Source organism: Streptomyces sp. NPDC025784 (genome assembly GCF_055558435.1).
Map to the genome: position 1 here is coordinate 685,890 of NZ_JBVHMN010000002.1, position 21,587 is coordinate 707,476.

The 21,587-nt window shown below is 69.9% G+C and carries 18 protein-coding genes; 12 read left to right on the forward strand and 6 right to left on the reverse strand.

Translation table 11 applies throughout. The features are described from left to right. Positions 1-213: 213 nt before the first annotated feature. Positions 214-1,653 (reverse strand): recombinase family protein, encoded by a 1,440-nt coding sequence (locus ACZ4IF_RS09015; protein ID WP_467560937.1) that lies wholly within the window; start codon positions 1,651-1,653, stop codon positions 214-216. On the opposite strand from ACZ4IF_RS09015, the gene ACZ4IF_RS09020 reads away from it, so the two are divergent. The 3 genes from ACZ4IF_RS09020 to ACZ4IF_RS09030 all read left to right on the forward strand — a co-directional run bounded on the left by ACZ4IF_RS09020 (position 1,627) and on the right by ACZ4IF_RS09030 (position 4,943). Beyond that, positions 1,627-2,448, forward strand: a complete 822-nt coding sequence (locus ACZ4IF_RS09020) for a radical SAM family protein (protein ID WP_467560939.1) — start codon at positions 1,627-1,629, stop codon at positions 2,446-2,448. The two genes, ACZ4IF_RS09015 and ACZ4IF_RS09020, sit on opposite strands and share 27 nt — an antisense overlap. Before the next feature lie 205 nt (positions 2,449-2,653). After that, entirely contained in the window at positions 2,654-4,237 is a 1,584-nt protein-coding gene (locus tag ACZ4IF_RS09025) for an alpha/beta hydrolase (protein WP_467560941.1), read from the forward strand. Between the two features lie 193 nt (positions 4,238-4,430). Then, positions 4,431-4,943, forward strand: coding sequence for a GNAT family N-acetyltransferase (locus ACZ4IF_RS09030; RefSeq protein WP_467561136.1), 513 nt, complete (start codon positions 4,431-4,433; stop codon positions 4,941-4,943). 136 nt (positions 4,944-5,079) lie between these two features. On the opposite strand, the gene ACZ4IF_RS09035 is transcribed toward ACZ4IF_RS09030, so the two are convergent. Then, entirely contained in the window at positions 5,080-5,658 is a 579-nt protein-coding gene (locus tag ACZ4IF_RS09035) for an adenylosuccinate lyase (protein WP_467560943.1), read from the reverse strand. A 367-nt stretch (positions 5,659-6,025) separates the two neighbouring features. Between ACZ4IF_RS09035 and ACZ4IF_RS09040 the strand changes: the two genes are divergently transcribed. From ACZ4IF_RS09040 to pssA, 9 genes are all read left to right on the forward strand, one after another. Continuing rightward, a complete protein-coding gene (locus ACZ4IF_RS09040; RefSeq protein ID WP_467560945.1) occupies positions 6,026-7,831 on the forward strand; it encodes a 3-hydroxyacyl-CoA dehydrogenase family protein in 1,806 nt (601 codons plus the stop codon). 136 nt (positions 7,832-7,967) lie between these two features. Continuing rightward, on the forward strand, positions 7,968-8,780 hold the full coding sequence (locus ACZ4IF_RS09045; protein ID WP_467560947.1) for a TetR family transcriptional regulator: 813 nt from the start codon (positions 7,968-7,970) through the stop codon (positions 8,778-8,780). 920 nt (positions 8,781-9,700) lie between these two features. After that, positions 9,701-11,038 carry a crotonyl-CoA carboxylase/reductase gene (gene ccrA / locus ACZ4IF_RS09050; RefSeq protein ID WP_095937579.1) on the forward strand — a complete coding sequence of 446 codons (1,338 nt, stop codon included), beginning with the start codon at positions 9,701-9,703 and terminating at the stop codon, positions 11,036-11,038. 9 nt (positions 11,039-11,047) lie between these two features. Next, a complete protein-coding gene (locus ACZ4IF_RS09055; protein WP_345649227.1) occupies positions 11,048-13,075 on the forward strand; it encodes a protein meaA in 2,028 nt (675 codons plus the stop codon). Continuing rightward, the gene (locus ACZ4IF_RS09060) at positions 13,072-14,037 is read left to right on the forward strand and encodes an HpcH/HpaI aldolase/citrate lyase family protein (protein WP_095937577.1); all 966 of its coding nucleotides are present in this window, start codon (positions 13,072-13,074) and stop codon (positions 14,035-14,037) included. The genes ACZ4IF_RS09055 and ACZ4IF_RS09060 overlap by 4 nt, the downstream gene beginning before the upstream one ends. Before the next feature lie 5 nt (positions 14,038-14,042). After that, positions 14,043-14,555, forward strand: a complete 513-nt coding sequence (locus ACZ4IF_RS09065; RefSeq protein ID WP_345649236.1) for a MaoC family dehydratase — start codon at positions 14,043-14,045, stop codon at positions 14,553-14,555. Positions 14,556-14,557: 2 nt separating this feature from the next. After that, on the forward strand, positions 14,558-15,763 hold the full coding sequence (locus ACZ4IF_RS09070; RefSeq protein ID WP_028801874.1) for an acyl-CoA dehydrogenase family protein: 1,206 nt from the start codon (positions 14,558-14,560) through the stop codon (positions 15,761-15,763). Positions 15,764-15,933: 170 nt separating this feature from the next. Next, positions 15,934-16,581: a phosphatidylserine decarboxylase gene (locus tag ACZ4IF_RS09075; protein WP_467560950.1), complete on the forward strand. Its 648-nt coding sequence runs from the start codon at positions 15,934-15,936 to the stop codon at positions 16,579-16,581. 22 nt (positions 16,582-16,603) lie between these two features. Next, complete coding sequence (gene pssA / locus ACZ4IF_RS09080) at positions 16,604-17,422, forward strand: CDP-diacylglycerol--serine O-phosphatidyltransferase (RefSeq protein ID WP_028801876.1); 819 nt, start codon at positions 16,604-16,606, stop codon at positions 17,420-17,422. A gap of 68 nt (positions 17,423-17,490) precedes the next feature. Here pssA and ACZ4IF_RS09085 read toward each other — a convergent pair whose 3' ends face one another. The 4 genes from ACZ4IF_RS09085 to ACZ4IF_RS09100 are packed head-to-tail and all read right to left on the reverse strand — an operon-like array spanning position 17,491 to position 21,569. Next, positions 17,491-18,753 (reverse strand): ABC transporter substrate-binding protein, encoded by a 1,263-nt coding sequence (locus ACZ4IF_RS09085; RefSeq protein WP_467560952.1) that lies wholly within the window; start codon positions 18,751-18,753, stop codon positions 17,491-17,493. After that, positions 18,750-19,883 (reverse strand): branched-chain amino acid ABC transporter permease, encoded by a 1,134-nt coding sequence (locus ACZ4IF_RS09090; protein ID WP_467560954.1) that lies wholly within the window; start codon positions 19,881-19,883, stop codon positions 18,750-18,752. The genes ACZ4IF_RS09085 and ACZ4IF_RS09090 overlap by 4 nt, the downstream gene beginning before the upstream one ends. Beyond that, positions 19,876-20,766: a branched-chain amino acid ABC transporter permease gene (locus tag ACZ4IF_RS09095; RefSeq protein ID WP_467560956.1), complete on the reverse strand. Its 891-nt coding sequence runs from the start codon at positions 20,764-20,766 to the stop codon at positions 19,876-19,878. Before ACZ4IF_RS09095 ends, ACZ4IF_RS09090 begins: the two co-directional genes overlap by 8 nt. Then, positions 20,763-21,569, reverse strand: a complete 807-nt coding sequence (locus tag ACZ4IF_RS09100) for an ABC transporter ATP-binding protein (RefSeq protein WP_467561138.1) — start codon at positions 21,567-21,569, stop codon at positions 20,763-20,765. The genes ACZ4IF_RS09095 and ACZ4IF_RS09100 overlap by 4 nt, the downstream gene beginning before the upstream one ends. Between the last annotated feature and the right edge of the window lie 18 nt (positions 21,570-21,587).

Sequence of the window (21,587 nt, forward strand, 5' to 3'; positions counted from 1 at the left end):
CGCGTGCCCGGCGGACTTCAGGCGGAGGAAGACGCATGGCGAAGCTCCTGCGGAAGGATCTTCGGCTGCGTCTATGAGGGGTTGCGCCTGCCCACTGCGGACTTTGTGCGGTGCCTGCCGTGTGGCCAACCTCGCGGTCCGGATCCGCGATCACGGCCCCCGTGGGCCGCTACAAAGCATGCTACGACTAGATGTGGGGTCTCCGGGAAACGATCAAGACGCCAGGCGCGGCTCGATCACCACGGTCTCTGGACGGAAGTGGGCGCGGCCGGGTCCGGCCCGGTGGATCGTGACCGTCATCAGCAGGTCGATCACGGCGCGCTTCCGGTCCAACGGCAGCGCCCTCCAGGCGCCAGGTACGTCGTCGGCACCGACCAGACCGGCGAGCACCGGCCCCCGGGTCGGGTGCGACATCTCCGCCTCGATCTTTGCCAGCCGGGCCCTGATCCGCTTCGCTGCGTCCCGGTACTCCACCGGGTCGGCCTCGTCGTCGTCCGCGAAGGCGTCCGCGAGGGTGTCCAGCCGTGCCCTCAACGCCGTTGCGCGGGTGCGGAGTTCAGCAGTATCGGTACGATCCGGGTCATCCAGCAGCCGCAGGGCGTCCGGCCGTGACAGGAGTTGGATCACCACACCCGTCGGGCCCTTCTCCGGGTCGGTGTTGGCGATCAGTGCGTCGATCGGGTCGGCCACCCGCATCAGGTGCTTGACCTTGCCCCGGCACTTGTAAGCGGTCTTGCCGTCCCCGCGCTGGGCACTGGTCACGGTCGTGCCGTCGGCGCACACGCCACACCGGGCGATGCCGGACAGCAGGTGCTTGCGGGCCGGCCCCGGCGACGTCTTGCGTGTGTCGTCGGTGAGGATCGCCACGGCCTTGCGCCAGATGTCCTCCTCCACGACCGCGCTCCAACCGGCGCCCGCGTACTCCTCGCCCCGGTACTCGCGCAGCCCGGCGTACCGCTCGTTGAGGAGCACGCCGCGCACGCTGTTGTGGGTCCACGGCTTGCCGTTGCGGTTGAGCACACCCCGCGCGTTGAGGTCGGCCGCGATGCCTGACACGCTGGCACCGGCGAGCAAGGCGGCGAACATCGCCTGCACCTCGGCGGCCTCCTCCGGCACCGTCACGCCACCGGTGGCGGAGTACCCGAAGCACCGCGGACCGGTGGGGAACTCGCCCCGCTCGGCACGCTGGAGGGATTCGCGCCGCATCCGCTCCTTCATCTGCTCGACCTCGAACGAGTCGAACGCGCCGATCACATCCGCGATCAGGCGGCCCTGAGCAGTAGTCAGGTCGAACTCCGGGCCCTTGACGCACAGCACCGGGACCTTGTGCTTCCGGAGGATCTCCATCCCGTCCAGCCGCTCGCGCGGGTTGCGCCACAGCCGCGACTGGTAGGTGACGATGATGCAGTCCACCTCGCCGCGCTCTACGGCCGCCACGAGGGCCGCGTACCCGGGACGGTGCCCGCCGGTGGTGGCGCTCAAGTCGTTGTCGACGTAGCGGTGCTGGTCGGTGACCGGAATGTCCCGGCGCAGGGCCAGGGCATCGGTGTCCTCGCCCTGCCGGATCACCCCGTCCTCGTCCCCCGCGTCGGCCTTGCTGATCCGGTTATACGTGGCGCCTGCTCTGTGTACTGCTTCGCGCGCAAGACGCACAGCTATCTCGACCTCGACACCGGACTCGGCTTCGACTCCCAGATAGTCGTGAAGGTCAACGCGCCGGACCTGCTGCGCCGCCGGCTCGCCTCGCGCCGCTGGCACGGCGAGCACATCGCGATGGGCACCAACGTCGACTGCTACCAGCGGGCCGAGGGCCGCTACCGGCTGATGCCCGGCATCATCGCGGCCCTGCGCGACCACGCGAACCCCTTCTCGATCCTGACCAAGGGCACGCTGATCCTGCGCGACCTCGACCTGCTCAGGCAGGCGTCCGAGGTGACCGACGTCGGCATCTCCGTCTCGGTGGGCTTCACCGACACCGAGCTGTGGCGCACGGTCGAGCCGGGCACCCCGGCCCCGGAACGCCGCCTGGACGTGGTGCGCACCCTGACGGACCACGGCATCGGCTGCGGTGCGCTGATGGCGCCCGTCATCCCCTTCCTCGGCGACCACCCCGCCCAACTGCGCGCCACCGTCCGCGCGATCGCCGCCTCGGGGGCCACGTCCGTGACCCCGCTGGTCCTCCACCTCCGGCCCGGCGCCCGCGAGTGGTTCATGGCCTGGCTGGAACGGCACCACCCGTACCTGGTCCGCCGCTACGAGCGCCTGTACGCGGAGGGCGCCTACGCCCCGAAGTGGTACCAGCTCCGCATCACCCGTCAGGTGCACGAGCTGGCGCAGGAGTACGGCATCGGCCCCACGCGCGCGGGGATGCCGCGCCGGATCGCGGGCTCCGAACCGGCCGCTCCAGACGCCCCGGCTGCCGAGCCGACCCAGCTGACGCTGCTGTGACGACCGCGCGGCACGCCATCCGTGCCGCATGAACTCCCAGGACCGGTTCACAGGCGTCCGTGAACACTTCTGACGGCATCCGAGCGATCTCCTGGCTCAATCGGGTCAAGTCTTGTCAGAACCGGTTCCTCCGGCCTCCCTTTCCGGCACGATGCGGCGAAGGCCGTGGCGTGCACGGCTCAAAACCTCCGTCCTGGGAGGCCTTATGAAGAAACGCGCAGCTGCTCTGTGCGGGGCAGCCGCCGTGGTGGCCGGGATGATCACGTCGATCCCGGCCGACGCAAGCGCCGGCTCCGCGACCGCACCGCGCACCACCCAGACCGCCAAGCTCACTTGGAAGAAGTGTGCGACCAGCGACTATCCGACGCTCCAGTGCGCGTCGGTGAAGGTACCGCTGGACCACTCGCACCCCGACGGGCGGAAGATCACCCTCGCCCTCTCGCGCGTCCCGCACACCGCCGCGAACTTCCAGGGACCGTTGCTGGTGAACCCGGGCGGCCCCGGCGGCAGCGGGCTCACCCTGGCCGGATTCGTCGCCTCCTCGCTGCCGAAGTCGGTGGCCGCGCAGTACGACGTCATCGGCTTCGACCCGCGCGGCGTCGGCAAGAGCGAGCCGGCCCTGGACTGCAAGCCGGGGCACTTCGCCCCTGTCCGCCCCGACTCGGTGCCCGCCACTCCGGCCCTGGAGAAGGCCAACGTCGAGCGCGCCAAGGCCTTCGCCACGGCGTGCGGCAAGAAGTACGCAAGCCTGCTGCCGTACATCGACACGGTCGACGCCGTCCGCGACATGGACTCGATCCGCGGCGCGCTCGGGGCCAAGAAGATCAACTACTTCGGCTACTCGTACGGCACCTACCTGGGCGCCGTGTACGCGAAGCTCTACCCGCAGCGCGTTCGCCGCCTGGTCCTGGACTCCATCGTCGACCCCATCGGTGTGTGGTACGACGACAACCTCGGGCAGGACTACGCCTTCGACGACCGCCAGAAGGCCTTCCTGGCGTGGATCGCCAAGCACAACGCGACCTACAAGCTGGGCACCGACCCGGCCAAGGTCGAGGCCAAGTGGTACGCGATGCGCGCCGCGCTCGCCAAGAAGCCCGCACAGAAGAAGGTGGGCGCCTCCGAGCTGGAGGACACCTTCATCCCCGGTGGCTACTACAACGGCTACTGGCCCTACCTCGCCCAGGTGTTCTCGGACTACGCGAACGGCACGAAGAGCGACTCGCTCGTCCAGGCGTACGAGGACTTCGGTGCCGTGGACGCCTCGGGCGACAACGGCTACAGCGTCTACACCGCGGTGCAGTGCCGTGACGCGTCCTGGCCGCGGGACTGGAACCAGTGGCGCAAGGACAACTGGGCGGTGTACGAGAAGGCGCCGTTCATGGCATGGAACAACGCCTGGTACAACGCACCCTGTGCCTTCTGGCCGACGCGCTCGCTGCGGCCTGTGGACATCTCCAACAAGTCGCTGCCACCGGTGCTGCTCTTCCAGGCCACGGACGACGCCGCCACCCCGTACCAGGGCGGTGTCACGGTCCACCGCAAGCTGCGCGGCTCCAGTCTGGTCGTCGAGCAGGGCGGCGGGAACCACGGCATCACGCTGAGCGGCAACGCCTGCCTGGACAAGTACCTGACGGCGTATCTGACCGAGGGCAAGGTGCCGCACGGCAGTGGTGAGGCCGACGCGGTGTGCAAGAAGCTGCCCGACCCGGAGCCGCTGAAGGCGAAGGTCGCGTCCTCCTCCTCGCGGGGTTCGACGCTGCACGGACTGCTCGGCTTCCGGGGCTGATCCCCGCAGATCGAAGGCCCGTCGGGGGCGTTGTCGGACCCGTGGTCCACCATGGACCCATGACCGATCCGATGCGCGTTCACGTCCCCGACGGGTCCGTCCCCGCCGCCACGCCGCAGTCCCCGACGCCCCACGGGGACTGCGGGGAGAGCAGCGCGGTGGTGTGCGGGTGAACGGGCTCGTGATCCGCGAGATGACCCTCGACGACTGCCCGCGCGTAGCCGAGATCCGTGTGCGCGGCTGGCAGAGCGCGTACCAGGGGCTGATGCCGCAGTCGTACCTCGACGGGCTCAGCGTGGCCGAGGACACGGCACGTCGGCGCGCGTTCTTCGAGCGCGGTGACGGCGATGTGGTGAACCTGGTCGCCGAGCGGCAGGACGAGCTGGTCGGCTGGGCCTGCCACGGACCGTACCGGGACGGCGAAGTCCGCACCGGCGACATCGAGTTGTACGCGATCTACGTGCGTCCCGACCGGGTCGGCAGCGGGATCGGGCGGGCTCTGCTCGGCGAGTCCGTCGCCCGGTGCGCGGCGGCCGGTCACGAGCGGATGCTGCTGTGGGTCCTCAAGGAGAACGGTCCGGCCCGCCGTTTCTACGAGCGATCGGGTTTCGGACCGGACGGCGCCGAGGAGCCTTTCGAGGTCGACGGTGTCGCGATACCCGAGGTGCGTTACGCGCGCCCCCTGGCCGGTACCGCCCTCGCCTGAGCCGTCGGCGTCCGCGCGAGGTTCCGGGCGGTCCCGTCCCGGCGGCGCCTCCGGCCGGCACCGCACCCACCGAGCACCCGCGCGCCTTCCGGCCGATCCCACACTTTCCGGCCGATCCGGCACCGTCCGTTCCGCCCTACCCCTTCCGAGCGGGCAGCAGGGCCAGTGCGTGGACCGCCGCCTCCGCGAGGGCCGGATGGGCCAGCGCCTCGCTGAGCACGGGTCTCGCACGCTCGTCCCCCAGGGCGCCGAGGCCCTGCACGCACGCGAGGGCCACGCTCCGGTAGGGGTCGTGCGGACGCAGCCGGCGCTCCAGGGTGGTGATCAGAGCGGGCACCGCCTCGGGGGCGCGCAGCTCGACAAGCAGCCGTATCGGACGGAGGGCGTAGGCGACGCGCAGCTCGTTCGTGGCGAGCGCCGCCGCCGCGCGGGCGGTGCGCGGATCGCCGAGCCGTGCCAGCGCGTACGCGGCGGACGCGCAGCGCTGCGGGTCGCGGTGGTTGAGCAGCAGGACGAGCGCCTCGAAGGCCCGCCGGTCCCCGGCCAGGCCGAGCCGGAAGGCGACCAACTCCCTGGCCCACAACGGCTGTCCGGTCTCGGTGAGCGCGGACGCCAGTGCGTCGGCGTCCTCGGTCGCCACGAGCCGGTCGTACTCCGCCGAGCCTGCGGCCTCCTTCCGTAGACGCTCCGTGAGTGATCGCAACTCTCCGTCCATGACGCCGAGTCTAGAGAAACGCGTGGGACGTCGGGACGTACATCACAAACTCAGGGGCTGGCGCGCTCGTTACCGGCGGGTTAAGCTCAGACGAGCGAGTTACCCACTCGCCTCACCCTTGCGGTGGCCTGGTGACGCAGCCGCCGCAGGAGCAGTCGGTTCGGTGCCTCAGGTACCGCAGTACGACACGGCTTGGGACAGGGCCGGTCGACTTCACCGTTCGTCGGCGCGTTTTCCGAGCGCCGCGGGACGGACCGGGCGTGTGCGCCAGTCAGCCCGGCAACACCCGCAATCCCAGCACCATGTGCGCCCGTCGGCGTACCCCATGTGCACTCCTCAGTCGTCACCCTCTTCCTGGAGTCCCGCGATGGCCACTCCCCTGTCCGACACCCCTCAGCCCCAGCTCAAGACCGTCGCCGTCGTCGGCCTCGGCACCATGGGCACCGGCATCGCCGAGGTCCTCGCCCGCGCCGGCCGCGAGGTGATCGGCATCGACATCAGCGAGGCCGCGGCCGCCCAGGCCGTCGCCGCGCTCGAAGCGTCCACGGCGCGCGCCGTGCAGCGCGAGCGCCTCACCGAGCAGGAGCGCGGCGACGTCCTCTCGCGCTTCCGCACCTTCACCGAGCTGGCCGCCGCGGCCGACGCCGACCTGGTCATCGAGGTGACCCCGGAGTCGTACGACATCAAGCAGCAGGTCTTCCGGGAGCTCGACGCCGTCGTGCGCCCCGAGGCCATCCTCGCGACCGGCACCAACGCGCTGTCCGTGACACGGCTCGCCGCCGACTCGGCCCGCCCCGAGCGCGTCCTCGGACTGCACTTCTTCAACCCGGCCCCGGCGATGAAGCTCGTCGAGGTCGTCTCGTCGGTGCTGACCTCCCCGCAGGCCGTCGGCGCCGTGACCGACCTCGCGATCGAGCTCGGCAAGGAGCCCGTCGCGGTCGGGGACCGCCCCGGTTTCGTCGCGGACGGACTGCTGTTCGGCTACCTCAACCAGGCCGCCGCGATGTACGAGGCGAAGTACGCCTCCCGCGAGGACATCGACGCGGCGATGAAGCTCGGCTGCGGCCTGCCCATGGGCCCGCTCGCACTGCTGGACCTGATCGGCGTGGACACCGCGCGCACGGTCCTGGAGGCCATGTACGCCGAGTCGCACGACCGGCTGCACGCCCCCGCGCCCATCCTCAAGCAGCTCAGCGAGGCGGGCCTGACCGGCCGGAAGTCGGGCCGCGGCTTCTACTCGTACGAGGCCCCCGGCAGCGCGACCGTCGTGCGGGACGCGCTCACACCGCTGGAGGGCGCCGCCCTGGTCCCGGGCCGCACGGTCCGCTCCGTCGGCGTCGCGGGTTCCGGCACCATGGCGTCCGGCATCGCCGAGGTCTTCGCGAAGGCCGGGTACGAGGTCGTCCTCGCCGCCCGCAGCGTGGAGAAGGCCCAGGCCGCCAAGGCTCGTATCGGCAAGTCGCTTTCGCGCTCTGTCGACAAGGGGCGCATGACCGCCGAGGCCGCCGCGCAGACCCTGGACCTGATCACCCCGGCGGGCACGTACGACGCGTTCGCCGACGTCGACCTGGCCCTGGAGGCCGTCGCCGAGGACCTGTCGATCAAGCAGCAGCTGTTCGCCACGTTCGACAAGGTCTGCAAGCCCGGTGCGATCCTGGCCACCACCACGTCGTCGCTGCCCGTCGTGGCCTGCGCCCGCGCCACCTCACGCCCGCAGGACGTGATCGGCATGCACTTCTTCAACCCGGCCCCGGCGATGAAGCTCGTCGAGGTCGTGCGCACCGTGCTCACCGCCGACGACGTGCACGCCACCGTGCGCGAGGTCTGCGCGAAGGTCCGCAAGCACCCGGTGGACTGCGGTGACCGCGCGGGATTCATCGTGAACGCCCTGCTGTTCCCGTACCTGAACAACGCGATCAAGATGGTCGAGGAGCACTACGCGACGCTCGACGACATCGACGCCGCGATGAAGCTGGGCGGTGGCTACCCGATGGGGCCCTTCGAGCTGCTGGACGTGGTCGGCCTGGACGTCTCGCTCGCCATCGAGAAGGTCCTGCACCGCGAGTTCCGCGACCCCGGCCTGGCCCCCGCGCCACTCCTCGAACACCTGGTGGCCGCGGGCTGCCTCGGCCGCAAGACCGGCCGCGGCTTCCGCGAATATGCCCGGCGCTGAGCGTACGGGCGACTGGTTCGCGGAGAGCCCCGACTGGGGCGGACTGCTCGACCCGGCCGGACACCCCCCGCCCCAGGAGGGCGGGGGGATCCCCGGACATGCGCGCTCTCCTGCGCACATGCAGTACGTTCGGGTCATGTCCCAGCCCGCCAAGTCCTCACGTACACCAGCCACGTCCGACGCACCGGAAAGTGCCGCCGGCAGTCGCGCGGCCGCTCAACGCCTCAAGATGCGCCGGGAACTGGCGGCCGCGGCCATGGAGCTGTTCGCGACGAAGGGGTACGAGGCGACCACCGTCGACGAGATCGCGGCCCAGGCCGGAGTGGCCCGCCGGACCTTCTTCCGCCATTTCCGCTCCAAGGAAGAGGCGATCTTCCCCGACCACGACGACACGCTGATCCGGGCCGAGGCCGTGCTCAACGCGGCTCCCGCGCACGAGCACCCGCTCGACACCGTGTGCCGGGGCATCAAGGAAGTCATGAAGATGTACGCGGCGCGGCCCGAGATCTCGGTCGCCCGCTACAAGCTCACGCGCGAGGTACCCACCCTGCGCGAGGCCGAGATCGCATCGGTGGCCCGCTACGAGCGACTCTTCACCCGCTATCTGCTGGGCCACTTCGACGAGCACGCGCACGACGACGACGCGAATGACGACCCGCTGCTGGCCGAGGTGGCCGCGTCCGCCGTCGTGACCGCCCACAACCACGTGCTGCGGCGCTGGCTGCGGGCGGGCGGCCAGGGCGACGTGGAGGCACAGCTCGACCACGCCTTCGCGATCGTGCGGAAGACGTTCGGCAACGGGATCGGCGCCGGGCGGGAGACCACCCCCCGGCCGGCACCCGCCTCCTCCTTCACGGAAGGCGACGTGCTGGTGACCGTCGCCCGCGTCGACGCCCCGCTCGACCAGGTCATGCGCACGATCGAGCAGGCGCTCAAGGAGCGTCCGTAGCCGCTGCGTCCGCGCGCCGCGCCGACACCGCGGCGCGCACCTCGGAGCCGTGACGACCCCGGACCCCGGCCCGAGACCGCGCAACTCCCCGGCCGCGCCGGCACCGGGGCCCGCACCTCCGAACCGCGGCCGCTCCGGACTCCGGGACGGGCCCCGGACCCCGGTCCAAGGCCGCGCCACTCCCAGGCCGCGCCGGTACCGCGCGGCCCGCACCTCCGAACCGTGACCGCTCCGGCCCGGGCCCCGCTTCACAACCCCGGGTCGCGCCATGCCCCGGCTCCCTGGCCGCGAGAGTCCCGGCCTTCGCCGGTCCCGCCGATCCCGACGGCCGGCAGGCCCGCGCACCCGGCGCCCCCGTCCGGAGCCGACAGCCGGGCGCGCGTCCGCCCCGCCCCTCCCGGCAGTCGACCAGCCGTCCAGCAGCAGGAGAGCCCCACGCCTCCTCACGGACGCCCGCGAGCGGCCTCCTCACCTGCCCTCGCCGCACCGTTGCGCGCACTCCCCCCGGCGCCCCTGAACGCACCCGGCCGACACCCCCGTCATGACATCCGGCGGACCACGACAAGACCTCCCATAGCCACCTACTCGGCAGTAGCTTTGATCGATCATCGCTCATTTGTTACGTAAAGATTTCATCTGAGGCCAACTTCTGGCACTCAGTGCCTTGTCAGGTGACACGCGGTGTCATACGTTGAAGGAGTCCGGGCGGCCGGCGTGCAGAGACCTTTCGTACGCCGGCTGTCCCCGCAAGCCCCCCAGGCTGCGCGCCCGGACGCCTGCGTCACAGGCAACCTCCTGCGCCGACCAAGCGCCGCCACAGCACCACCTCCGCCGAACCGACGGCACCCCTCACACCCTCAGCAGCACCGACGTAACCCTCAGCGTCTTCCCTCAGGACGCTCATCGCCGGAGGCAACACAGTGAAGGAAATCCTGGACGCGATTCAGTCTCAGACGGCCACGTCTGACGACTTCGCCGCTCTGCCGCTCCCCGAGTCGTACCGTGCGATCACCGTGCACAAGGACGAGACGGAGATGTTCGCCGGGCTCAGCACCCGCGACAAGGACCCCCGCAAGTCGATCCACCTGGACAACGTGCCGGTGCCGGAGCTCGGCCCGGGCGAGGCCCTGGTGGCCGTCATGGCCTCCTCGGTCAACTACAACTCCGTGTGGACCTCGATCTTCGAGCCGCTGTCGACCTTCGGCTTCCTGGAGCGCTACGGCCGGCTCAGCGAGCTCACCAAGCGCCACGACCTGCCGTACCACATCATCGGCTCCGACCTCGCGGGCGTCGTCCTGCGCACCGGCCCGGGCGTGAACGCCTGGCACCCCGGCGACGAGGTCGTCGCGCACTGCCTGTCGGTCGAGCTGGAGTCCTCGGACGGCCACAACGACACGATGCTCGACCCCGAGCAGCGCATCTGGGGCTTCGAGACCAACTTCGGTGGACTCGCCGAGATCGCCCTGGTCAAGTCCAACCAGCTGATGCCGAAGCCCGACCACCTGTCGTGGGAGGAGGCCGCCGCTCCCGGTCTGGTGAACTCCACCGCCTACCGGCAGCTGGTCTCCCGCAACGGCGCCGGCATGAAGCAGGGCGACAACGTGCTGATCTGGGGCGCGAGCGGCGGGCTCGGCTCGTACGCCACCCAGTTCGCGCTGGCCGGCGGCGCCAACCCGATCTGTGTCGTCTCCAGCGAGCAGAAGGCGGACATCTGCCGCTCGATGGGCGCCGAGGCGATCATCGACCGCAGCGCCGAGGGCTACAAGTTCTGGAAGGACGAGCGCACCCAGGACCCGAAGGAATGGAAGCGCTTCGGCAAGCGCATCCGCGAGTTCACCGGCGGCGAGGACATCGACATCGTCTTCGAGCACCCCGGCCGCGAGACCTTCGGCGCCTCGGTCTACGTCACCCGCAAGGGCGGCACCATCACCACCTGCGCCTCGACCTCGGGCTACATGCACGAGTACGACAACCGCTACCTGTGGATGTCGCTGAAGCGGATCATCGGCTCGCACTTCGCCAACTACCGCGAGGCGTGGGAGGCCAACCGCCTGATCGCCAAGGGCAAGATCCACCCGACGCTCTCCAAGGTCTACTCCCTGGAGGACACCGGGCAGGCCGCCTACGACGTGCACCGCAACCTCCACCAGGGCAAGGTCGGCGTGCTGGCGCTCGCCCCCGAGGAGGGCCTGGGCGTCCGCGACCACGAGAAGCGCGCCCAGCACATCGACGCCATCAACCGCTTCCGGAACGTCTGAGGTCCCCAGATGACTGAGCGTCAGAAGGACCGGCCGTGGCTGATGCGCACGTACGCCGGTCACTCCACCGCCGAGGCGTCGAACGAGCTGTACCGGCGCAACCTCGCGAAGGGCCAGACGGGCCTGTCGGTCGCGTTCGACCTTCCGACGCAGACCGGTTACGACCCCGACCACATCCTCGCCCGCGGCGAGGTCGGCCGGGTCGGGGTCCCGGTCTCCCACCTCGGTGACATGCGCCGTCTGTTCCAGGACATCCCCCTGGAGCAGATGAACACCTCGATGACGATCAACGCCACGGCCATGTGGCTGCTGGCGCTCTATCAGGTCGTCGCCGAGGAGCAGGGCGCGGACATCACCAAGCTCCAGGGCACGACCCAGAACGACATCGTGAAGGAGTACCTGTCGCGGGGGACGCACGTCTTCCCGCCGGGCCCCTCCCTCCGTCTGACGACGGACATGATCACCTACACGGTGAACCACATCCCGAAGTGGAACCCGATCAACATCTGCAGCTACCACCTGCAGGAGGCGGGCGCCACGCCGGTCCAGGAGATCGCGTACGCGATGTCCACCGCGATCGCCGTCCTGGACGCGGTGTTCGCGTCCGGCCAGATCGCCGAGGACCGCAAGGGCGACGTCGTGGCCCGCATCTCCTTCTTCGTGAACGCGGGTGTCCGCTTCGTCGAGGAGATGTGCAAGATGCGCGCGTTCGGGCGCATCTGGGACCGGATCACCCGCGAGCGGTACGGCATCGAGAACCCCAAGCAGCGGCGTTTCCGGTACGGCGTCCAGGTCAACTCCCTCGGTCTGACCGAGGCGCAGCCGGAGAACAACGTCCAGCGGATCGTGCTCGAGATGCTGGCCGTGACCCTCTCGAAGGACGCACGCGCGCGTGCCGTGCAGCTGCCCGCCTGGAACGAGGCGCTGGGCCTGCCCCGGCCCTGGGACCAGCAGTGGTCGCTGCGCATCCAGCAGGTGCTCGCGCACGAGAGCGACCTGCTGGAGTACGAGGACATCTTCGAGGGTTCGCACGTCATCGAGGCCAAGGTGTCGGCCCTCGTCGAGGAGTCGCTGGCCGAGATCGACCGCATCCAGGAGATGGGCGGTGCCATGGCCGCCGTCGAGTCGGGCTACCTGAAGTCGCAGCTCGTCTCCTCGCACGCCGAGCGCCGCGGCCGTATCGAGTCCGGCCAGGAGAAGATCGTCGGCGTCAACATCTTCGAGTCCACCGAGCCGAACCCGCTCACGGCCGACCTGGACGCCGCCATCCAGACGGTCGACCCGGCCGTCGAGGCCCGGGTGATCGGCGCCCTGGAGAACTGGCGCGACACGCGCTACCAGCCTCCGTTCAACCACCCGCGCCCGTGCAAGGCGCTGGAGCGGCTGAAGGAGGCCGCCAAGGGCACCGACAACCTCATGGAGGCCACCCTGGAGTGCGCCCGCGCCGGGGTCACCACCGGCGAGTGGGCCGGGGCCCTGCGCGAGGTGTTCGGCGAGTTCCGCGCGCCGACCGGTGTCTCCTCCGCGCCCGTCGCGGTCACCGCCGAGGAGGGCACCGCGCTCGCCCAGGTCCGCCGCAAGGTGGAACTGACGGCACGGGACCTCGGTGTCGGCAAGCTCCGCTTCCTGGTCGGCAAGCCGGGCCTGGACGGACACTCCAACGGCGCCGAGCAGATCGCCGTGCGGGCCCGCGACGCCGGCTTCGAGGTGGTCTACCAGGGCATCCGGCTGACGCCCGAACAGATAGTGGACGCCGCGGTCGCGGAGGACGTGCACGGTGTCGGGCTGTCCATCCTGTCCGGCTCGCACGCCCAGCTGGTGCCGGACGTGCTGGAGAGGCTGCGCGAGGCCGGCGCCGCGGACATCCCGGTGATCGCGGGCGGGATCATCCCGAACGCCGACGCCGAGCAGCTGCGGGCCGCAGGAGTGGCCGCGGTCTTCACACCGAAGGACTTCGACATCACCGGAATCATCGGCCGTATCGTCGACGAGATCCGGAAAGCGAACAAGCTCGACCCCCTGGAGGTCCCCGCATGACCACGCCCGTCAACCGTCTGCGTCCGCGTCGCTCCTGCCTCGCGGTACCGGGGAGCAACCCGCGTTTCCTGGAGAAGGCCCAGGGCCTCCCCGCGGACCAGGTCTTCCTCGACCTGGAGGACGCGTGCGCGCCGCTGGCCAAGCCCGGGGCACGGCACACCATCGTGAAGTTCCTCAACGAGGGCGACTGGACCGGCAAGACGCGGGTCGTGCGCGTCAACGACTGGACCACCGAGTGGACGTACCGCGACGTCGTGACCGTCGTGGAGGGCGCGGGCCAGAACCTCGACTGCATCATGCTGCCGAAGGTCCAGGACGCCCAGCAGGTCGTGGCGCTGGACCTGCTGCTGACGCAGATCGAGAAGACGATGGGCTTCGAGGTCGGCAAGATCGGCATCGAGGCGCAGATCGAGAACGCCCAGGGCCTGAACAACGTCAACGAGATCGCGACGGCCTCCCAGCGCGTCGAGACCATCATCTTCGGCCCGGCCGACTTCATGGCGTCCATCAACATGAAGTCGCTCGTCGTGGGTGAGCAGCCGCCCGGCTACCCGGCGGACGCCTACCACTACATCCTGATGAAGATCCTGATGGCCGCCCGCGCCAACAACCTCCAGGCGATCGACGGCCCCTACCTGCAGATCCGGAACATCGACGGCTACCGCGAGGTCGCCCAGCGCGCCGCCGCGCTCGGCTTCGACGGCAAGTGGGTACTGCACCCGGGCCAGGTCGAGGCGTCCAACGAGATCTTCTCGCCCTCCCAGGAGGACTTCGACCACGCCGAGCTGATCCTGGACGCGTACGACTACTACACGTCCGAGGCGGGCGGCAAGAAGGGCTCCGCGATGCTCGGCGACGAGATGATCGACGAGGCCAGCCGCAAGATGGCCCTGGTCATCTCGGGCAAGGGCCGGGCCGCCGGCATGCAGCGCACCAGCAAGTTCGAAGCCCCGGAGGCCTGAGCACCATGCAGTTCGGACGCACCTACGAAGAGTTTGAGGTCGGCGCGGTCTACAAGCACTGGCCCGGGAAGACGGTCACGGAGTACGACGACCACCTCTTCTGTCTGCTGACCATGAACCACCACCCGCTCCACATGGACACGAACTATGCGGAGAAGACGACGGATTTCGGGAAGAACGTCGTCGTGGGCAACTACATCTACTCGCTGCTCCTCGGCATGTCCGTGCCGGACGTGTCGGGCAAGGCGATCGCCAACCTGGAGATCGAGTCGCTGCGGCACGTGGCGCCGACCTTCCACGGCGACACGATCTACGGCGAGACGACGGTCCTGGACAAGACGCCCTCCCGGTCCAAGTCGGACCGCGGGATCGTCTACGTCGAGACGAAGGGCTACAAGCAGGACGGCACGCTGGTCTGCGTGTTCCGCCGCAAGGTGATGGTCCCCACCGAGACGTACATCAAGGAGCGCGGCGGCGAGCAGCCCGGCCGCCCGGAGCTGAAGCAGACGGAGAAGTAGCCATGGCGCGACTCGCCCAGACCGCCGGTCTGACCGACATCCAGCAGGAGATCCTCTCCACCGTCCGCGACTTCGTGGACAAGGAGATCATTCCGGTCGCCACCGAGCTGGAGCACCGCGACGAGTACCCGCAGCAGATCGTCGACGGCCTCAAGGAACTGGGCCTGTTCGGCCTGATGATCCCGGAGGAGTACGGCGGCCTGGGCGAGTCCTTGCTCACGTACGCGCTGTGCGTGGAGGAGATCGCCCGCGGCTGGATGTCGGTGTCCGGCATCATCAACACGCACTTCATCGTGGCGTACATGCTCAAGCAGCACGGCACGCAGGAGCAGAAGGACCACTTCCTGCCGCGGATGGCGCTGGGCGAGGTGCGCGGCGCGTTCTCGATGTCGGAGCCGGGTCTCGGCTCGGACGTCTCGGCGATCACGTCGAAGGCGGTCAAGGACGGCGACGAGTACGTCCTGAACGGTCAGAAGATGTGGCTGACGAACGGTGGCTCGTCGACCCTGGTGGCCGTCCTCGTCCGAAGTGACGAAGGACACCCCGAGGGCACCGCGCCCCACAAGTCGATGACGACGTTCCTGGTGGAGAAGGAGCCCGGCTTCGGCGAGGTCCGTCCCGGCCTGACCATTCCCGGGAAGATCGACAAGATGGGCTACAAGGGTGTCGACACGACCGAGCTCATCATGGACGGACTGCGCATTCCGGCCAATCGTGTACTCGGCGGGACGACCGGCCGAGGGTTTTACCAAATGATGGACGGAGTCGAGGTCGGGCGCGTCAACGTCGCGGCCCGTGGCTGCGGCGTCGCCCAGCGCGCCTTCGAGCTGGGTGTCTCCTATGCCCAGCAGCGTCACACTTTCGGCAAGGCGATCGCCCAGCACCAGGCCATCCAGTTCAAGCTGGCCGAGATGGCTACCAAGGTCGAGGCGGCCCATGCCATGATGGTGAACGCGGCACGCAAAAAGGACTCCGGGGAACGAAACGACCTCGAAGCAGGGATGGCGAAGTACCTCGCCTCCGAGTACTGCAAGGAGGTCGTGGAGGATGCCTTCCGGATCCACGGCGGCTACGGCTTCTCCAAGGAGTACGAGATCGAGCGCCTCTACCGCGAGGCCCCGATGCTGCTGATCGGTGAAGGTACCGCCGAAATCCAGAAAATGATCATCGGGCGCAGGTTGCTCGAAGAGTATCGACTCCAGGGCTAGATGTCGTGATTCGGGGTGTTTTCTTCGCGAAGAAGATCACACCCCGTCAACACTCTTCGGCCGCCGACTCGGCTTCCTGGCTTGCCCAGTTGCGGCCCGCGACCGGTACGATCGCCGGAAAGCCGCCGTCCCCCGTTCCAGCGCGGCATCATCCGCTACGAAGGTCATCCATGCCCCACAGCCAAACCTCTGCACAACGCGGCCGGGTCCGCCTCGCGCGCGGAGCATCGCCGTGGCTCCTCCCGACCGTGGCCACCGCAGCACTCAGCCTGGCCCGCGCGCGCCGCTCCGGCGCCGCCAAGGCCGTGGCCGTACCCGCCACCGCGCTCGCGGCCGGCATGCTGTGGTTCTTCCGCGACCCCGAGCGCGAGATCACCCAGGGCCGCGTCATCTCGCCCGCCGACGGTGTGGTGCAGAGCATCATGCCGTGGAAGGACGGGCGCACCCGCGTCGCGATCTTCATGAGCCCGCTCAACGTCCACGTCAACCGCGCGCCGCTGTCCGGCACGGTGACGTCGGTCGAGCACGTCCCCGGCGGGTTCGTTCCGGCGTTCAACAAGGAGAGCGAGAACAACGAACGCGTCGTCTGGCACTTCGACACCGAGCTCGGTGACATCGAGATGATCCAGATCGCCGGCGCGGTGGCCCGTCGCATCGTCCCCTACATCCCTCAGGGCACCAAGGTCGAGCAGGGCGAGCGGATCGGCCTGATCCGCTTCGGCTCGCGCGTCGACATCTACCTCCCCGAAGGTGTCGAGGTCGATGTGGAGGTCGGTCAGAAGACCGTGGCTGGGGTGACTCGAATTGACCGTGATTGATCCTGAGACACAGGCCGGCTGGGTGCCGGAGGCCGAGGACGTGGACGACGAGGAGGAGATGCCGCTCTCGCTCCGCCTCTCAATAGCGGACACCCTCACCCTCGGCAACGCCACGTGCGGCTTCATGGCGGTGTACTTCACCACCACCGGCATCCTGATCCCGCACCTCACGGGCAGCCAGGAGACAGGCATGGCGCGCCACAGCGCCGCCACGGCCGTCATCCTGATGCTGTGCGCCGCGGTCTTCGACCTCTTCGACGGTCTGGTCGCCCGCAAGCTGCGCTCCTCCCCCATGGGCGCGGAACTGGACAACCTGTCCGACCTGATCAGCTTCGGACTCGCACCGGCGTACTTCGTGCTCGTCTACGGCATGGTCGCGGACGACGCGCACCAGCGGGTGGCGGCGGTGGGGGCCATCGTGGTCCTGCTTGCGGTCGTCCTCCGCCTCGCGCGGTTCTCCTGCGTCACGGTGAAGGACGGCACCTTCCAGGGCATGCCCTCGCCGTTCGGCGCGCTGACCGTGGTCTCCATCGTGCTGCTGGAGCTGCCGTTCGTCGCCACGCTCATGGCGATCATCGGCACCGCCTGGCTGATGGTGAGCCGGGTCGAGTACCCGAAGCCGCGGGGCCGCCTCGCGGTCGCGATGCTCTCCTGGATCGTGCTCAGCATGGGTCTCCTGGCGGCCTGGGCGTTCGACGCCCCGAGCGGCCAGCTGCTCCTCCAGACGGGCTGCGCGCTGCAGCTGGTCATGGGTGCGGTCATCCCGCTCTTCGCCACGGCCCGGAGGGTGAACAACTTCCGGGACAACCGTCGCGAGGCACGCGCGGCGCAGCTGCCGTAACACCCGTACGTCGCCGAAGGGCCCCGAACCGGATGGTTCGGGGCCCTTCGCTTGCGTGGGGCGGGGTGTCACGAGCCGGGCGTGTAGCCCTCCGCCGCGGACGAGGCCTCGGCCTCGCGGACCACCTTCATGCCGCCCACCGCGCTCTTGTCCGGCCGCAGGATCACGCTCTGCTTGGAGGACGCGGACTTCGGGTCGCTGAAGTCCTGCGTGATGCCGAAGCCCGGGTCGAAGGCGTTGATGGTCAGCAGGGCCTTGTCGACGCCCTCACGGGTGAGGTCCTTGGCCGCACAGGCCTTCTTCAGGGCCTCGCCGAACGCGGCGGCGGCGGTCCAGCCGGCCACCACGCCGTTGTCGAGGGAGTCCTTCGGATAGGCGGCCTTGTAGTCCGCGACCAGCTTCTTGGCCTGGGGGGTGTCGGCCCCGATCGGCAGCGACGGCGAGGCCACGTAGTAGTTCGCCGTCAGGGCGGGACCCGCCTGGGTGGCGAGCAGCTGCGGGGCGAAGGCCGAGTTGTTGCCGATGATCGGCACGGGGAACTTGCCGGCCGCCGCGACACCGACCAGGGAGGCCGCCTGCCGCGGTCCGGCGCTGATCACGATGGCCTTCACCTTCGCCTGCTTCAGCGCCGCGACCTGAGCGGTCATGTCGTTGTCCGTCGGTTTGATCTTCTGCTCGACGACCTGGAGCCCCGCCTTCTTCGCCATGTACTTCGAGCCGGCCAGCGCGTTCTCGCCGTAGTCGCCCTCGAAGTACACGTGGCCGATCTTGTCGCCCTTCTTGAGGCCCTTCTCCTTCATCAGGAAGTCGATGGCGTTGATGGTCTCGATGTCGTACGTGGAGCCGATGACGCGGATGTACGGGCTGCCGAGCAGGTGGGCGGACCAGGCCTGTGGCAGGACCAGCCCCTTGTCCTGTCCGTCGATGCGCTGCTTGACCGCGGCGACGAACGGCGAGCCGATGAACTGCGTGAAGCCGAGCACCTTGGGCGCCAGTTCGGTGTACCCGGAGACGGCCTTCTGCGGGTCGTACCCGTGGTCGCGGACCGTGAGGGAGAGCTTGTAGCCGCAGACCCCGCCGCTCGCGTTCACCTGCTTCACATAGAGCTGCTGGGCCTGGGTGACGCTCTTGCCGAGGGTCGCGTACACCCCGGTCATGTCGGTGAGCACCCCGAGCGAGATCGTCTTCCCGGAGATGCCGTCACCGGTCTTCACGCCGCCCGCCGACTGCTTGTCTCCGTCGTCGTCCTTGGCCTTGGAGCTGCAGCCGGCCAGCACGAGCAGTGCCGCCAGCGCCCCGGCGGCCACCCTGGCCGTATGTGTCGTTCTCATCGTTCCTCCCCTGGAGTGGCCCCTGAACCGGGACTGACGCGGCGCCGGGCGGCCAGCCTGACCAGGCCGCCCGGCAGGAAGAGCACCACCGCCACGACGGCGGCGCCGTACAGGTACCGGGCTGCCTCACCCGGTGCGATTCCGCCCGTCCCGGGATCCGAGACCAGGGGCAGCGCATCGCTGTAGCGGGTCAGCAGCTGCGGCAGCAGCGAGACGAAGACGGCCCCGACCACCGCCCCGGCCACCGATCCGAGCCCGCCGATGACGATCATGGCGAGGTAGTCGAGCGAGAGCGTGATCCCGAAGTAGTCGGGCACGGTCCGCTGGAAGACCAGGGCGAGCAGGACCCCCGCCAGACCCGCGTACATCGACGACAGGACGAAGACGGCGGCGCGGTAGCGGGCGACCGGCACCCCCATCACCCCGGCGGCGATCCGGTGGTCGCGGATCGCGTTCATGGCGCGGCCGGGCCGGCCGCGCAGCACCCCGCGGGCGAAGAGGGCGCAGCCCAGCAGCAGCACCAGCCCCGCGTACCAGAGCTTCTCGGCGGAGCCGAACGGCACGGCGGCGACGACGACCTCCCGGTCGTCGAAGGTGAGGCCGAACAGGCTGAGCGGGGGTACGTCGCGCCCGTTGAAGCCGCCCGTCAGGTCACGCGCGTTGAACAGCACGTGCTGGCCGATGAAGATCAGCGCCAGTGTGGCGATGCCGAGGTAGGCGCCGCGCAGCCGGCCCGCGATCGGGCTGAACAGGCCTCCGGCGACACCCGCGACCAGTACGGCCAGCACCGCCGCCAGCCAGCTCGGCAGTCCCAGTCCGGTCAGCCCGTCGCCCCCGTCGGCGGCGAACACGCAGTAGCCGTAGGCGCCGACCGCGAGGAAGAAGGCATGCCCCATGGAGAGCTGCCCGGTCGCGCCGGTGAGGAGATTGAGGCCGATCGCGCCGATGGCCGCGGCCATCGCGAACAGCCCGGCCTGGAGCCAGAAGCGGTCGAGGTAGAAGGGCAGCGCCAGCAGCAGGACCGCACCGGCCACCCGGACCCAGGTCCGGACACCGGGCAGCCGGAGGGTGCGGAGACGGGCGGGCCGGGTGGTGCCGGTCGCCTCGTCACGGGCGAGGACGTCAGACACGGGCGAGCTCCTTGGTGCCGAACAGCCCGGCGGGCCGGATGAGCAGGATCGCGACCATGACCAGGTAGGGCGCGAGGTCGCCGAGGCCGCGTCCGAGGAAGGTGAGGTCGCTCTGGTAGCCGGTGGCGAGGGACTCGGTGATGCCGACGAGCAGCCCGCCGACCAGCGCGCCCGTCGTCGAGTCGAGGCCGCCGAGGATCGCCGCGGGGAACGCCTTCAGCGCGGCGAGGGAGGTGGCCCGTTCCAGTCCCGGAGTGGGGAAGACGGTCAGGAACAGCGCGGCGACGGCGGCGAGTCCCCCGGCCACCGCCCACGCGCCGAGCGACACCCGGCCCAGCCGCACACCCATCAGCGCCGCGGTCTCCGGGCTCTCCGCCGCCGCACGCATCGCCACGCCCCAGGACGTGTACCGGAAGACCAGCAGGAAGGCGGTGATGAGGAGGGCGGCGGCGACGAACGCGGCGATCCGTGTGTGGGCGAGCGAGACCGGCCCGACGGTGAGCACGGAGTCGCCCCACGGGTCGCCGAGCGCCAGCACGTCCGTGCCGATGCGCCGGGTCAGCTCGGTGGTGAGCAGGATGTCGACGCCGATCGTGACGATGGCGAGGACGCTGTGGTCGGAGCCCCGGTAACGACGCATCACCAGGAACTCCACGGCGGCCCCCACCGCCGCGGCGCCGGCGATGCCGACGAGGAGAGCCGGCCAGAAGCCGATGTCGTCGTGGAGGGTCGCGGTGACGTATCCGCCGGCGAGGAGCAGCGAGGCGTGGGCGAAGTTCACGACCTCGGTGGCCCGGAAGATGACGACGAAGCCGAGGGCGATGAGTGCGTAGACGGAGCCCAGCGAAATGCCGTTGAGCAGGAGTTCGGCGAAGGTGCTCATGAGGTGCTCTCCTCCTCGTCGGCGCGCTCGCCCAGATAGGCGCGCACCACCGCCGGATCGTTCTGTACGTCGTCGGGTGCGCCGTCGGCGATCCGGCGCCCGAAGTCGAGTACGGTCACCGCGTCCGCGAGCCGCATCACCACCCCCATGTCGTGTTCCACCAACAGGATCGAGATGCCGAGGCTGTCGCGGACCCCCGCGACGACCGCGGCGGTGCGGCGCCGTTCGTCGGCGGTCATCCCGGCGACGGGTTCGTCCAGGAGCAGGATCCGGGGCTCCATGCACAGCGCCCGGGCGAGTTCGGCGAGCTTCTGCTGCCCGTACGGCAGTGATCCGGCGCGCCGGTCGAGGCAGTCCTCCAGGCCCACGAACGCGGCGATCTCGCGGACACGTTCGCGGTGTCGCCGTTCCTCGCGCGCCGCCGCGGGCAGCCGCAGCCCGGCGGCGAGGAAACCGGTGCGGGTCAGCCGGTGGCGGCCGAGCAGCAGGGAGTCCTCGACGGTGGCGTGCGGCGGCAGGGCGAGATTCTGGAAGATCCGGGCCACGCCCAGTTCCGCGATGCGGTGGGGCGGCAGACCGGTGAGCTCGTGGTCGCCGAAGCGGACGCTGCCGGACGCGGGCCGGCAGACACCGGAGAGCACGTTGAAGCACGTGGACTTCCCGGCGCCGTTGGGACCGATGAGGGCGTGCACCGTCCCGGGCCGCACCGTGAAGCCGACCGCGTCCAGCGCGGTCAGCCCGGCGAACCGGACGGTGACGTCCCTGACGTGCAGCGGGGGGACGTCGGCGATCGTGCCGTGCACGGGTGCGGGAGCTTCGGC